The sequence below is a fragment of the Streptomyces glaucescens genome, assembly GCF_002154375.1.
GTDB lineage: Bacteria > Actinomycetota > Actinomycetes > Streptomycetales > Streptomycetaceae > Streptomyces > Streptomyces glaucescens.
Genome location: NZ_MUND01000018.1, coordinates 20414 through 33455, shown reverse-complemented (window position 1 = coordinate 33455; position 13042 = coordinate 20414). Strand labels below are relative to the sequence as shown.

The window sequence follows — 13042 nt, the reverse complement described above, 5'->3', positions numbered from 1 at the left end:
CGACGCCGCCGCGCAGGGCGCCGTCGACGAAGTCGTTCAGCTGGGCCTTGGGGTCGCCCGCGTCCTGCACGGCCGTGACCAGGTTGGACACGCCCTGGCGGCTCAGCACGGTGCTGTCGGCACGCGCGTCGAAGCGGTCGCCGAGCAGGACGCCGTACAGGCCGGTGATGCCGGTCTCGGTGCGGAGGTTGCGGAACAGGTTCTCGGTCGGCTGGTCGGCGGGGAGAACCGCCACGAAGACGGGCTTGTCCGCGTCCTCGATCTTGTCCGCGAGCGCTTCGGCGTCCGCCTCGGACAGCACGCCGGAGGCGGCCGGGTCGACGTAGACGGGGCTCTCCCGCAGGGCCTGGGCGACCTGGGAGAGGTCGGTGGCCGCGTGCGCTCCGGGCGCACCGGCCGACAGCACCGCCAGTGCGGCGATGACCGGCACGATCAGCAGGCGTACCAAGGTACGCATCCTCGCGGCCCTCATACCATCGAAGCTACCCGAAACAGGCAAACATGGATATAGAGCCTGTACAGGGGCGGGGCCTGGAAGCCGTGGCGCTCCGCGCGTCCCTGGTGCACCGGCCGCCAGTCGGCGAAGGTCTCGTCCAGTCGTGGGCTGTGCGGATCGTCCCGGACGAGGCAGCCGTACACGATGCCGGGTACCTCTGCGCCCATGAGGTCCCCCGGGCCATCCCGGAGCGTGCGGCCGACGGCTTCCAGATAGGCGGCGAGCGACGGATACAGCGGCTCTTCCATGACCATGCCCTCGTAGCCGCTCCACCTCCCGAGGCCGGCCGCCGACAGGTACAGGCCGGTGGCGGTGGCCTCCGCGTAGTTGCCGACGGGGGCGGCCCACTGCGCGCCGTCCCAGTGGTCCCTGCCCTGGTGGTCGAGCCCGGCCGGCCGCCGCCGGACCCACTGGGCGGGGCCGAGCAGCAGCCCGTGCGACAGCAACCGCCCGGTGGCCACCTCGCCCTCTTCGTCGTACTCGTCGATGTCGATCTGCCGCACCCCGCCGGCCAGCCGCGACAGGGCGACCGGCTCGGGCGGGAAGCCGTACCCGGCGTGCTGCCGGAGGTGGCCTTCCGCCTCCTCGGTCTCGGCCTGGGCCGCCGGGGGCAGAATCGACGCGTGCGAGGTGGGGGCGTGCTCTCACGCAGCCACTGGGTCAGCTGCTGCCAGGCGGTGGCCGTCCGGTAGGTCCGAGCGGTGTTCATGACTCGGAGCCCGCGCTGAGCGGGACGGGCACCGCCCGCGAGGAGGCGGACCCGCGTCCGCTCACTCCGCCGGCCGCACCCCCGCGCGCAGCAGTCCGTACGTGTACGCGTCCTCCAGCGCCTGCCAGGACGCGGCGATGACGTTCTCCGCCACGCCGACCGTGGACCACTCGCCGGTGCCGTCGGAGGTGGAGATCAGGACGCGGGTGGTGGACTGGGTGCCGTGCTTGCCCTCCAGGATGCGGACCTTGTAGTCGACCAGCTCCAGCTGGGCGAGCTGCGGGTAGATCTTCTCCAGGGCGACGCGCAGGGCCCGGTCGAGGGCGTTGACCGGGCCGTTGCCCTCCGCGGTGGCGACGATCCGCTCGCCCTTGGCCCACAGCTTGACGGTGGCCTCGTTGGCGTGGGTGCCGTCGGGGCGGTCCTCGACGATGGCCCGCCAGGACTCGACCTCGAAGTAGCGCAGCGGCTTGCCCTGGACCTCGGTGCGCAGCAGGAGTTCGAAGGAGGCGTCCGCGGCCTCGTAGGTGTAGCCCTCGAGTTCGCGTTCCTTGACGCGTTCCACCACCCGGCCGACCAGTTCGCGGTCGCCGCCGAGGTCGATGCCCAGCTCCTTGCCCTTCAGCTCCACCGACGCCCGGCCCGCCATGTCGGAGACCAGCATCCGCATGGTGTTGCCGACCTGCTCGGGGTCGATGTGCTGGTAGAGGTCGGGGTCGACCTTGATGGCGGAGGCGTGCAGGCCCGCCTTGTGCGCGAACGCGGAGAGGCCGACGTACGGCTGGTGCGTGGACGGGGTGAGGTTGACGACCTCGGCGATGGCGTGCGAGATCCGGGTCATCTCGCGCAGCTTGCCCTCGGGCAGCACCTTCTTGCCGTACTTCAGCTCCAGCGCGGCCACGACGGGGAACAGGTTGGCGTTGCCGACGCGCTCGCCGTAGCCGTTGGCGGTGCACTGGACGTGGGTGGCGCCCGCGTCGACGGCGGCGAGGGTGTTGGCGACGGCGCAGCCGGTGTCGTCCTGGGCGTGGATGCCGAGCCGGGCGCCGGTGTCGGCGAGGACGGTGGCGACGACGGCCTGGATCTGGGCGGGGAGCATGCCGCCGTTGGTGTCGCACAGGACGACGACGTCGGCGCCGGCCTCCGACGCCGCGCGGACGACCGACTTGGCGTACTCGGGGTTCGCGCGGTAGCCGTCGAAGAAGTGCTCGCAGTCGACGAAGACGCGGCGGCCCTGGGCCTTGAGGTGGGCGACGGTGTCGCGGACCATCTCCAGGTTCTCGTCGAGCGTGGTGCGCAGGGCCAGCTCGACATGGCGGTCGTGGGACTTCGCGACCAGGGTGATCACCGGGGCGCCGGCGTCGAGGAGCGCCTTGACCTGCGGGTCCGCGGCGGCGGTGGTGCCGGCGCGGCGGGTGGAGCCGAAGGCGACGAGCTGGGCGTGCTGGAAGTCGATCTCCTGCTGGGCCCGGGCGAAGAACTCGGTGTCCCGCGGGTTGGCGCCGGGCCAGCCGCCCTCGATGAAGCCGACGCCGAACTCGTCCAGGTGCCGTGCGATGGCCAGCTTGTCCGCGACCGTGAGGTTGATGCCCTCGCGCTGGGCGCCGTCGCGCAGGGTGGTGTCGAAGACGTGGAACGAGTCGTCGAGCTCGCTGGTTTCCGTCATGGTCGTGAAGGCTCCTGTGTTGGATCTCGGTCTACCGGAATGACCGGCTCCACCGTCCTTCTATGATCCCTCGCGCTCTCCTCCCGGCTGCGGGTGGGCCGGGAAAACGAAAAACCTCTCGCGGGTGCGAGAGGTCTGCGCGCGGGTCGAGGACGACGGTGTCCGCCCGTACCGGGTCGTACGAGGCGGTCACTGCGGACCGGCGCGCCTGCTGCCAATAATCATGGCGAACGAGAGCACGGAGGCAGTCTGGCACAGCCGCGCCCCCGCGCTCACGGGTGTCTCAGTATGCGAGCCCATGATCACTCGCCGCAGTCGTGCCTCCCGGACGACCCGGGCAGGGTTCAGCCGTCCGGGAGGAGGTTCTGGTCGAGGAACTCGCGTACGTGGCCGAGGATCTGCGCCCGGTCGGTGCCGCGCAGGCCGATGGCGACGTGGATGGAGAAGCCGTCGAGCAGCGCCCGCAGCCGGGCGGCGAAGCGGTCGGGGTCGACGGGGCGGAACTCGCCGCGCGAGACGCCCTCCGCGAGCAGGGCGACCAGGTCGCGGTGCCAGGCGCCCTCGATGGCGGCCTGCCGCTCGCGGGCGTCGTCGTCGGCGTTCTGCGAGCGGTTCCAGACCTCCAGCCAGAGTGTCCAGTGCGGGTCGCGGTGGCCGTCGGGGACGTACAGGTCCACGTACGCGTCCAGGCGTGCGCGGGCCGGTGCGGGGCGGGCGAGCAGCCGGCCGCGCTCGGCGCCGAGGCGGCCCTCGCTCCACTCCAGGGTCTGCAGCAGCAGTTCGTCCTTGGTGCGGAAGTAGTACAGGAGGTGGCCGCTGCTCATGCCGACCTCGCGGCCGAGCGCGGCCATGGTCAGTTTCTCCAGGCCGCGCTCGGCGATCATCTCCATGGCCGCGGCGAGCAGTTCCTCGCGGGGCGGTGCCGGGGTGCGGCGGCGGCTGCTCACGGGGCGGCCTCGACCCGGACGGCGTCGGGCAGGAAGTGCGTCTCGTACGGGCCGTAGCACTCGCTGAACTCGGTGGCCACGGGGACGCCGCAGCCGCCGCACACCTCGTTCGGCCCTCCGCGCCCGGGCCTCCCGCAGCACCCGACCTCATGGACGCCGGGGTTGCCCAGGAGGTGGCCGCGGGTGTCCTCGGGGTGGACGACCAGGGTGTCGCGCGGCCCGGCGGACATCAGGCAGCCCGGCCCGTCGGGGTCCGACACGCAGACCCCGGGGACCGCGTTCCCGCACCACTCGGGGTCGGGGTGCGGCACGAACGGCGCCCCGCACGGCTCCGGGTCCACCGCGTACGTGCCGCGCGGCACGGTCGGCGGGGCCTGCCGCGACCCGTCGGGAGTCGGCGGGCCGTCGCGCCCCGGGCGCTCGGGCAGTTCGGGCAGCAGCCGCACCGGCTCGGTGAGAGGGCGGCCGCATGCCGCGCAGACCAGGACGTTCACCCGTATGTTCTACCCGACCCGGGCCGTCACCGGGTCCTCGGCTGCTGCTGGGTGATGCAGTGGATGCCGCCCCCGCCCGCGAAGATCTGCCGGGCGTCCACCAGGGTCACCGTCCGCTCGGGGAAGAGGCGGCGGAAGATGCCCGCCGCGATCTCGTCGTTCGGGTCGTCGAAGCCGCAGAGCACCACGCCGCCGTTGCACAGGTAGTGGTTGATGTACGAGTAGTCGACCCAGTCGCCCTCCTCGTCCTTGAGGACCGTGGGGGCGGGGATCTCCACGACCTCCAGGGGGCGGCCCCGGGCGTCGGTCTCGCCGCGCAGGATCTCCAGGTACGTCCGGGAGCGCACGTGGTCCGGGTGGGCCGGGTCGCGCTGGCTGTGCACGACGACGGTGCCCGGCCGCGCGAAGGCCGCGACGATGTCGACATGGCCCTGGGTGCCGTACGTGCCGTAGTCGCCGGCCAGACCGTGCGGGAGCCAGATCGCCTTGGTGGTGCCGAGCTTGGCGTGGATCTCCGCCTCGACCTGCTCGCGGGTCCAGCCGGGATTGCGGCCGGAGCCGAGCTGGACGGTGTCGGTCAGCAGGACGGTGCCCTCGCCGTCGACGTGGATCGCGCCCCCCTCGTTGACGAGGGTGCTGCTCAGCACCGGGACCCCGGCGAGGTCCGCGACATGGCGGGCGATCTTGGAGTCGTGCTCCCAGCGGGCCCAGTCCTGGGCGCCCCAGCCGTTGAACACCCAGTCCACGGCCGCGAGCCGGCCCTGTCCGTCCGTCACGAAGGTGGGGCCGATGTCGCGCATCCACGCGTCGTCCAGCTCGCGCTCCACCAGGTCGACGTCCGGGCCGAGCAGCTCGCGCGCCGAGTCGCCCTGGCCGGGCCCGTGCACCATCGTCACCGGCTCGAAGCGGCGTACCGCGCGGGCCACGGAGGCCCAGGCCGCGCGCGCCTCGGCCAGCTCCCCGTCGGTGGTGAAGGTCGGGTTGGGGCCGGGCCAGGCCATCCAGGTGCGCTCGTGCGGGGCCCACTCGGGGGGCATGCGGAAGGTCATCGGGAGTCCTAGCGGGATCAGAGGAAGTAGAGGCGGTTGAGGGAGACCGAGTCGGCGGGCTCGGAGCGCAGCGGCTCCCCGTCCAGCGTCACCAGGCCCGTGCGCTGGTCGACGTCGACGGCTCCGACACGGGAGTTCAGGCGCAGGTCGGCCGGTCCGATGCCGCGGGTGCCGCGCACGGCGACCCGGCGGCGGCGGGTGGGCATGGTGTCGCCGCCCTGGTCGAGGGCGGCCCGGGCGACGAAGGCGACGGAGATGTCGGCGGGGGTGGCGCCGTGCGCGCCGAACTGCGGGCCGAGCACGAGGGGTTCGCAGGTGTCGGTGGCGGCGCCCGGGTCGCCGGTCACGCCGTACGCCGGGAAGCCCGCCTTGAGCACGAGCTGCGGCTTGGCACCGAAGTACTCCGGCCGCCACAGCACGATGTCGGCGAGCTTGCCGGTCTCGATGGAGCCGACCTCGTGGGCCAGGCCGTGCGCGATGGCCGGGTTGATGGTCAGCTTGGCCATGTAGCGCAGCACGCGCTCGTTGTCGTGGTCGGTGTCCGGGCCGCCGAGTTCGGCCTTCATCTTCCCGGCCATGGCGAAGGTGCGGCGAACGGTCTCGCCCGCGCGGCCCATGCCCTGCGCGTCGGACGAGGTGATGCCGATCGCGCCCAGGTCGTGCAGGACGTCCTCGGCGCCCATGGTCCCGGCGCGGATGCGGTCGCGGGCCATGGCGGCGTCACCGGGCAGGTCGGTCTTGAGGTCGTGGACGGAGACGATCATGCCGTAGTGCTCGGCGACCGCGTCCCGGCCGAACGGCAGGGTGGGGTTGGTGGAGGAGCCGATGACGTTCGGCACGCCCGCCATCTTCAGCACGTTGGGCACGTGTCCGCCGCCGCAGCCCTCGATGTGGAAGGCGTGGATCGTGCGGCCCTCCAGGACCCGGAGGGTGTCCTCGACGGACAGGCACTCGTTCAGGCCGTCGCTGTGCAGGGCGACCTGCACGTCGTGCTCCTCGGCGACGCGCAGGGCGGTGTCCAGGGCGCGGGTGTGGGCGCCCATGTCCTCGTGCACCTTGAAGCCGCAGGCGCCGCCCTCGGCCAGCGCCTCGGTCAGCGGTGCCTCGTGGGAGGACGAACCGCGTCCGAGGAAGCCGATGTTGACGGGCCAGGCGTCGAACGCGTTGAACGCGTGCCGCAGCGCCCAGGGCGAGTTGACGCCCACGCCCCACACCGGCCCGAACTCCTGGCCGATGATCGTGGTGACGCCGGAGGCGAGCGAGGCCTCCATGACGCGCGGCGACAGCAGATGGACGTGGGTGTCGACGGCTCCGGCGGTGGCGATCAGGCCCTCGCCGGAGACGATCGAGGTGCCGGTGCCGACGACGACGTCCACGCCGTCGAGGGTGTCGGGGTTGCCGGCCCGGCCGATGGCGTGGATCCGCCCCTCGCGGATGCCGATCGACACCTTGCGGATGCCCTGCACCGCGTCGATCACGACGACGTTGCTGATCACGACGTCACAGGTCTCGCGGACGGCGGCGGCCTTCAGGTGCAGTCCGTCGCGGGCGGTCTTGCCGAAGCCGGCCAGGAACTCGTCGCCGTGGCGCTGGGAGTCGGACTCGACCTTGATCGTCAGCCCCGAGTCGCCCAGCCGGATGCGGTCGCCGGCGCGGGGGCCGTGGGTGGCGGCGTACTCGTACGGGGTGAGGCGGCGGGCCTCTGCGGGGTGGCCTCCGGGGCGGCTCATCGCTCGGTCTCCTGCTCAGTGGTGTCCGGTACGCCGAGGTAGCCGCAGGCGGCGGCGCGGCGCATGGCCTCTTCCCGCGCGCCCGGCGCGTCCAGTGGCCCGTCGACCAGACCGGCGAAGCCGATCGCGATCCGGTCGCCGCCGATCGGCACGAGGCCCACCTCGGCGCTCTCGCCGGGGCCGAACCGCACGGACGAGCCGGCGGGCACGGCGAGCCGCATGCCGTAGGCGGCCGCGCGGTCGAAGCGGAGCCGCGGGTTGGCCTCGAAGAAGTGGAAGTGCGAGGTCACCGAGACGGGGACGCCCGCGGTGTTGGTGACGGCCAGCCGGACGGACGGCTCGGTCTCGGCGTGCTCGGGACCCGGCAGCAGGGCGCCGGGTGCGTGCTCGCCCAGCCCGCCTCCCAGGGGATCGGAGACGACCGCCAGCCGGGAGCCGTCGTCGAAGACGGCCTCGACGTGTACCTCGGTCACCACGTCCGCGACGCCGGGCAGCACGTCGTCCGGCCCGAGCACGGACCGGGCCGCCTCGACGGCCTCGGCGAGGCGTTTCCCGTCGCGGGCGGCCTCGCAGACGGTGTCCGCGATGAGCGCCGTGGCCTCCGGCACATTGAGCTTCAGACCGCGGGCCCGGCGGGCGCGGGCCAGCTCGGCGGCTCCGAACAGCAGCAGCCGGTCACGCTCGGTGGGGGTCAGTCTCATGACGCGGGCACCTCCTTGCCTTCCCCAGGTTTAGAGCATCACTCTAAACCTGGGTTTCAGGCAACCGAAGCATTGACGGGTGAGCTTGAGCCACGTCACATTGAGCGCCGCTCAAATTGTTCGGCGCGTCGAAGGATGCCAGCCATGCCGATGGAACAGCGCGGAGTCGACACCGTCCCCGAGGAGTGGGGGTCCCCCTGCTCGAAGAGCTTGGGGGAGCACCAGCACCCCTCGCGACCTGGTGTCGATCCTGCTCGGCTCCAGCCTCTGCCTCGGAGTGATCGTCTTCGGCTGGCTGCCGCCGTCCTTCGGACTCGGCTGGTGGGCCTCGGTCAGCTCGGTCGTCGCCGGCATCCTCGTCGGCATCGCCTTCACCGCCCCGCTGGCCCTCGTCTCGCTGCGCACCGCCACCAACCTCTCGACCTCCTCCGGCGCCCGGTTCGGAGTGCGCGGACGGCTCGTCGGCTCGGTCGTGGGCCTGCTCCTCGCCCTCGGCCACACCGCGCTGACGGTGTGGATCGGCGGCGATGTGACGGTCAGTGTCCTCGGCCGGCTGTTCGGCCTGCCCGCGAGCGAGGTGTCGTACGTCGTGGTCCACGGCCTGCTACCGCGGCGACCGTCGCGGGCGCCGTCCACGGCTACCGGGTACTGCTCGCCATGTCCCGGACCCTCGCGATCGGCATGACGGCCCTGCTCGTCCTCGGCGTCATCGCCTACGCCCCGGACTTCACCACCGGCGCGCTGAAGGAGACCGGCGGCTACCTGCTCGGCGGCTTCTGGCCCACCTGGGTGCTCGCGGCGGTGACCGCCGGCCTGTCCGGGCCGGTCGCCGGCTTCGCCCGCTGCCGCGGCGTCTACGACGCCGAAGCGCTCCAGGTGTTCAACCGCCGGGCGCGCGGCGGACTTACTGGTTCACGGCGGGCTGGAACATCCCGGCCACGGCGTCATGGGCGCGATGGCCGGCGTGCCGGCGGTGGCCCTGCCGTCGTACGAGGGCCCGCTGCTGGCGCTGACCGGCGGGATCGACTTCAGCTTCCTGCTGTCGGGAGCGGTCGGCGGCCTGGCGTACCTGCTGATCCCGCACAGGGCGAAGGCCGTCGAGGAGGGGGACTCCACGACGGCCCCGGCGACAGCCGGCCTTCAGGGGCGCGGGCCTGTGCTCGCTCCGCGGCTCCGCCGCGCGGGGCGCGACCAGCCACTACGGACCCACAGACGGCCGACCGCGTCAGCCGAGCTGGCGCATCCACCCATGCTTGTCCTCGGCCGTGCCGCGCTGGATGTCGAGGAGCGCCTGGCGCAGTCGAAGCGTGACCTCGCCGGGCTCTCCCCCGCCCTGCTTCCACTCCGCGCCCGCCCGCTTGACCGTGCCGACCGGCGTGATCACCGCGGCCGTGCCGCAGGCGAAGACCTCGGTGAGGCTGCCGTTCTCGGAGTCGCGCTGCCACTGGTCGACGGAGACCCGGCCCTCCTCGGCCTCGTAGCCGAGGTCGCGGGCGACGGAGAGGAGGCTGTCGCGGGTGACGCCCTCCAGGATGGAGCCGGTGAGGGTCGGGGTGACGATCTTGTTGCCGTACACGAAGTACAGGTTCATGCCGCCCAGTTCCTCGACCCACCGGTGCTCGACGGCGTCGAGGTAGCACACCTGGTCGCAGCCCTTGGCCGCCGCCTCGGCCTGCGCGAGCAGCGACGCCGCGTAGTTGCCGCCGGTCTTGGCGTCGCCCATGCCGCCGGGGACGGCGCGCACGCGGTCCTCGGAGACCCAGATGGAGACCGGCTTCACGCCGCCCGGGAAGTAGGCGCCGGCCGGGGAGGCGATCACGAGGAACAGGTACTCGTTGGCGGGCTTCACGCCGAGCCCGACCTCAGTGGCGATCATGAACGGGCGCAGGTAGAGGGACTCCTCGCCGCCGTGCGCCGGCACCCACGCCTTGTCCTGCTGGACCAGCGCGTCACAGGCCTCGATGAAGGTCTCGACCGGCAGTTCCGGCATGGCGAGCCGGCGGGCGGAGCGCTGGAAGCGCAGGGCGTTCTGGTCCGGGCGGAAGGTGGCGACGGAGCCGTCGGGCTGGCGGTAGGCCTTGAGGCCCTCGAAGATCTCCTGCGCGTAGTGCAGGACCGTGGTGGCCGGGTCGAGGGGGATCGGCGCGTACGGCACGAGCTGCCCGTCGTGCCAGCCGCGGCCTTCCGTCCACTTGATCGTCACCATGTGGTCGGTGAAGTGCCGGCCGAACCCGGGGCTGGCGAGGATCGCCTCGCGCTCCGCGTCGGAGAGCGGGTGGGCCGAGGGCTTCAGCTCGATCGTGGGCGTCGTCATGAGTGGTTGTCCTTCACCGGTTGTAGTGACGGGCCGCTTATCCGCTGATCCGCCCGCACCGGCGGCCGTTTCCGGCCAGTGGTAGGACGTCCGAGCTTTCCCTCATTCCGCGGCTCCGCGTTCGATTATCGCGCGCGGGGGTCGGCGGAAGAAACAGGGTGCAGGCGGCCCAGGGGTCGATGGTGACACCCGGCGGGGACACGGGGAAGCCGCCGGGCACCCTGGGGAACCCGGCGGCTTCGAAAACGTTCGAACGGCGCGCCGGGGTCAGCCGGCTACTCGTACGGCGAGCGCGTCGCCGATCTCCGAGGTGGAGCGAGCGGGGTTGCCGACACGCTCGGCGAGGTCGGCGGCGACGGCCTCCTCGATCCGGGCGGCCTCCGCCTCCAGGCCGAGGTGGCGCAGCAGCAGGGCGACGGACAGCACCGTGGCGGTGGGGTCGGCCTTGCCCTGGCCGGCGATGTCCGGGGCCGAGCCGTGCACGGGCTCGAACATGGACGGGAACTCGCCGCTCGGGTTGATGTTGCCGCTGGCCGCGACACCGATGCCGCCGGAGACGGCCGCCGCGAGGTCGGTGATGATGTCGCCGAAGAGGTTGTCCGTGACGATCACGTCGAACCGCTCGGGCTGGGTGACCAGGAAGATGGTCGCCGCGTCGACGTGGATGTACTCGGTGGTGACCTCGGGGTACTCCTCGGCCACCTTGTTGAAGATGTCGGTCCACAGGTGACCGGCGAAGGTCAGCACGTTGTTCTTGTGGACCAGGGTGAGCTTCTTGCGCGGGCGGGCCTGGGCGCGGGCGAAGGCGTCCCGGACGACACGCTCGACACCGAAGGCCGTGTTCACGGAGACCTCGGTGGCGACCTCGTGCTCGGTGCCCTTCCTGATGGTGCCGCCGTTGCCGGTGTACGGGCCCTCGGTGCCCTCGCGGACCACGACGAAGTCGATCTCCGGCTGTCCGGCGAGCGGGGTGGCGACACCCGGCAGCAGCTTGGACGGCCGCAGGTTGACGTGATGGTCGAAGGCGAAGCGGAGCTTGAGCAGGAAGCCGCGCTCCAGGACGCCGGAGGGGACCGACGGGTCACCGATGGCGCCGAGCAGGATCGCGTCATGCTGCTTCAGCGCGTCGAGGTCGGCGTCGGTGAGGGTCTCACCGGTGGCGTGGTACCGCTGGGCGCCGAAGTCGTACTCCTTGGTCTCCAGCTTCACATCCTGCGGAAGGACGGCGGAGAGGACCTTCAGGCCTTCGGCCACGACCTCCTGGCCGATGCCGTCACCGGGGATCACTGCGAGATTGATGCTGCGAGACATGCGGGCACCCTACTCCTCGTCCCATGGGATGACACACGTTGTCCGCGATGCGGACATCGGCGCGTCGGTGCGACGGGTCGGGCGGCCGGCCGGTCAGTGGCCGGTCGCGCCGCCGTTGTCGCGGCGGTCGAGGGCGCGCTGCAGGGCGGCGGCGGCGTTCTTTCGGTCGGTCTCCGTCGTACGGGAGAGGTGGCGGACGCGGCGGCGGACGGTCGTCTCGGCCATGGGAAATCGACTCCTTCGACACAGCGGAGCGCGGAAAGGGGGTCCATGAGACGCCGGTCGGGCGGGAGCCGTGGGCCGCAGGGGTTGCCTGCACGGGCCCGGCTCACGAGCGCCCATCGCTTGTCGAGCGAGACGTTCGGCTCCTACAAAAGTAGGTGAGGACGGAGTATCTGTCTCCACAATTACTCGGACTTCCTACTATCTGAGACGGGCGAGGTCAGAGCACGTCTCCGTCCCGCCAGTCGAAGACCAGCTCGTCCTCGGGACCGGCGGGCGCGGGCCAGACGTAGGTGCTGCCCTCCTCGTCGGGCAGCGGCACGATGCCGTCCGGGCCGAGGGCGGCGATCCGCCCGCCCCAGACGCGCCAGCCGCGGGCGGCGTAGAGCGCGGCGCCGTCGTCGCTGGCGGAGAGGGCACCGAGGTCGTAGGCGCGGGCGATGACGGCCTCCAGGGCGGCCATGACCTGCCCGCCGAGGCCTCGCCGCCGCACATCGGGCCGTACGGCGACCCCCTCGACGTATCCGAGGCGCAGCCACCGCCCCCCGTACCGCACCCGCCGCAGCACGACCGCCCCGTGCGCGGCGAGCCCCCGCTCGTCGTGGACCAGGGCGTGCACGCCGCCCAGGGTGTGGTCCCAGTCCTCGTCCGAGAAGTCGCCGTCGAAGGCGTCGTGCAACAGGGCGCGGACGGCGCCGAGTTCGGCGGGGGTGAGGTCGGCGGTGTGGGCGGTGCGCGTGGTGGTCATGGCGCCAGTATCGCGAGGCGGCGGATCCGGTTTCCGCCCGTTTATTTCGGTCGCCGGCGTGGTCCGGGCGGCCTACGGTGCGCGCATGACCGAACTGCGCACCGAACGTCTGCTGCTCCGCTCCTGGCGGGAGTCCGACCTGGACCCGTGGGCCGCGCTGAACTCCGACCCGGAGGTGCGCCGGTACATGGCCGGCACGCCCAGCCGGGAGCGCACCGACGCCGGCGCCGCCCGCTTCCAGGCGGACCTGGACGCGCGGGGCTGGGGGTTCTGGGCGGTCGAGGTGCGCGCGACCGGTGAGTTCATCGGGTTCACCGGCCTGGATCCGGTGGAGGAGGGCCAGCCGTTCACCGGGGTGGAGGCCGGCTGGCGGCTGGCCCGCTCGGCCTGGGGCCACGGCTACGCCACGGAGGCCGCCCGCGCGGTCCTGGCCTTCGGTTTCGCCGGGCTGGACCTGCCGGAGATCCTCGCCGTCACCGTGCCCGCCAACCGGCGCTCGCGGGCCGTGATGGAGCGGCTGGGCATGACGTACGACCCGGCGGACGACTTCGACGACCCGCACGTGCCCGAGGGCCCGCTGCGCCGCTGCGTCCTGTACCGCCTGCCGCGGCCGCGCGGAGTGGACGGCTGAGAGCGGACGGGCCGGGCCCCGTGG

Annotated in this window: 12 protein-coding genes and 2 pseudogenes; 2 read left to right on the top strand and 12 right to left on the bottom strand. The window is 72.5% G+C overall.

The features are described from left to right. The 8 genes and pseudogenes from CCN42_RS44075 to ureA all read right to left on the bottom strand — a co-directional run. A pseudogene (locus CCN42_RS44075) lies at nt 1–472 on the bottom strand (hypothetical protein); the annotation flags it as partial. Then, entirely contained in the window at nt 469–999 is a 531-nt protein-coding gene (locus CCN42_RS01410; protein ID WP_086732691.1) for a hypothetical protein, read from the bottom strand. The pseudogene CCN42_RS44075 and the gene CCN42_RS01410, both read right to left, overlap by 4 nt. 267 nt (nt 1000–1266) lie before the next feature. Beyond that, complete coding sequence (gene cimA / locus CCN42_RS01405; protein WP_086168592.1) at nt 1267–2871, bottom strand: citramalate synthase; 1605 nt, start codon at nt 2869–2871, stop codon at nt 1267–1269. A gap of 344 nt (nt 2872–3215) precedes the next feature. After that, the gene (locus CCN42_RS01400; protein WP_211294608.1) at nt 3216–3818 is read right to left on the bottom strand and encodes a TetR/AcrR family transcriptional regulator; all 603 of its coding nucleotides are present in this window, start codon (nt 3816–3818) and stop codon (nt 3216–3218) included. Then, nucleotides 3815–4312, bottom strand: a complete 498-nt coding sequence (locus CCN42_RS01395; protein WP_086732690.1) for a hypothetical protein — start codon at nt 4310–4312, stop codon at nt 3815–3817. Before CCN42_RS01395 ends, CCN42_RS01400 begins: the two co-directional genes overlap by 4 nt. A gap of 26 nt (nt 4313–4338) precedes the next feature. Beyond that, nucleotides 4339–5361: an agmatine deiminase family protein gene (locus CCN42_RS01390; RefSeq protein WP_086732689.1), complete on the bottom strand. Its 1023-nt coding sequence runs from the start codon at nt 5359–5361 to the stop codon at nt 4339–4341. Between the two features lie 17 nt (nt 5362–5378). Continuing rightward, on the bottom strand, nt 5379–7091 hold the full coding sequence (locus CCN42_RS01385; RefSeq protein WP_086732688.1) for an urease subunit alpha: 1713 nt from the start codon (nt 7089–7091) through the stop codon (nt 5379–5381). Further along, nucleotides 7088–7792: an urease subunit gamma gene (gene ureA / locus CCN42_RS01380; protein ID WP_086732687.1), complete on the bottom strand. Its 705-nt coding sequence runs from the start codon at nt 7790–7792 to the stop codon at nt 7088–7090. The genes CCN42_RS01385 and ureA overlap by 4 nt, the downstream gene beginning before the upstream one ends. A gap of 144 nt (nt 7793–7936) precedes the next feature. On the opposite strand from ureA, the pseudogene CCN42_RS01375 reads away from it, so the two are divergent. After that, a pseudogene (locus CCN42_RS01375) lies at nt 7937–8873 on the top strand (cytosine permease); the annotation flags it as partial. 144 nt (nt 8874–9017) lie between these two features. On the opposite strand, the gene CCN42_RS01370 reads toward CCN42_RS01375, so the two are convergent. The 4 genes from CCN42_RS01370 to CCN42_RS01355 all read right to left on the bottom strand — a co-directional run bounded on the left by CCN42_RS01370 (nt 9018) and on the right by CCN42_RS01355 (nt 12387). Beyond that, entirely contained in the window at nt 9018–10106 is a 1089-nt protein-coding gene (locus tag CCN42_RS01370; protein ID WP_086732686.1) for a branched-chain amino acid aminotransferase, read from the bottom strand. Between the two features lie 267 nt (nt 10107–10373). Further along, nucleotides 10374–11417: a 3-isopropylmalate dehydrogenase gene (locus CCN42_RS01365; protein ID WP_086732685.1), complete on the bottom strand. Its 1044-nt coding sequence runs from the start codon at nt 11415–11417 to the stop codon at nt 10374–10376. A 93-nt stretch (nt 11418–11510) separates the two neighbouring features. Continuing rightward, the gene (locus CCN42_RS45570; protein ID WP_086168599.1) at nt 11511–11642 is read right to left on the bottom strand and encodes a hypothetical protein; all 132 of its coding nucleotides are present in this window, start codon (nt 11640–11642) and stop codon (nt 11511–11513) included. A gap of 217 nt (nt 11643–11859) precedes the next feature. Next, entirely contained in the window at nt 11860–12387 is a 528-nt protein-coding gene (locus CCN42_RS01355; protein ID WP_086168600.1) for a GNAT family N-acetyltransferase, read from the bottom strand. 85 nt (nt 12388–12472) lie between these two features. Between CCN42_RS01355 and CCN42_RS01350 the strand changes: the two genes are divergently transcribed. After that, nucleotides 12473–13018: a GNAT family N-acetyltransferase gene (locus CCN42_RS01350; RefSeq protein WP_086732693.1), complete on the top strand. Its 546-nt coding sequence runs from the start codon at nt 12473–12475 to the stop codon at nt 13016–13018. The last annotated feature ends 24 nt before the right edge of the window (nt 13019–13042 follow it).

What these genes read in the sequence shown, in the direction of transcription:
- cimA (WP_086168592.1), bottom strand. Translation starts at nt 2,871, where the DNA reads ATGACGGAAACCAGCGAGCTCGACGACTCGTTCCACGTCTTCGACACC.
- CCN42_RS01350 (WP_086732693.1), top strand. Translation starts at nt 12,473, where the DNA reads ATGACCGAACTGCGCACCGAACGTCTGCTGCTCCGCTCCTGGCGGGAG.
- CCN42_RS01385 (WP_086732688.1), bottom strand. Translation starts at nt 7,091, where the DNA reads ATGAGCCGCCCCGGAGGCCACCCCGCAGAGGCCCGCCGCCTCACCCCG.
- CCN42_RS01365 (WP_086732685.1), bottom strand. Translation starts at nt 11,417, where the DNA reads ATGTCTCGCAGCATCAATCTCGCAGTGATCCCCGGTGACGGCATCGGC.
- ureA (WP_086732687.1), bottom strand. Translation starts at nt 7,792, where the DNA reads ATGAGACTGACCCCCACCGAGCGTGACCGGCTGCTGCTGTTCGGAGCC.
- CCN42_RS01370 (WP_086732686.1), bottom strand. Translation starts at nt 10,106, where the DNA reads ATGACGACGCCCACGATCGAGCTGAAGCCCTCGGCCCACCCGCTCTCC.
- CCN42_RS01355 (WP_086168600.1), bottom strand. Translation starts at nt 12,387, where the DNA reads ATGACCACCACGCGCACCGCCCACACCGCCGACCTCACCCCCGCCGAA.
- CCN42_RS01390 (WP_086732689.1), bottom strand. Translation starts at nt 5,361, where the DNA reads ATGACCTTCCGCATGCCCCCCGAGTGGGCCCCGCACGAGCGCACCTGG.
- CCN42_RS45570 (WP_086168599.1), bottom strand. Translation starts at nt 11,642, where the DNA reads ATGGCCGAGACGACCGTCCGCCGCCGCGTCCGCCACCTCTCCCGTACG.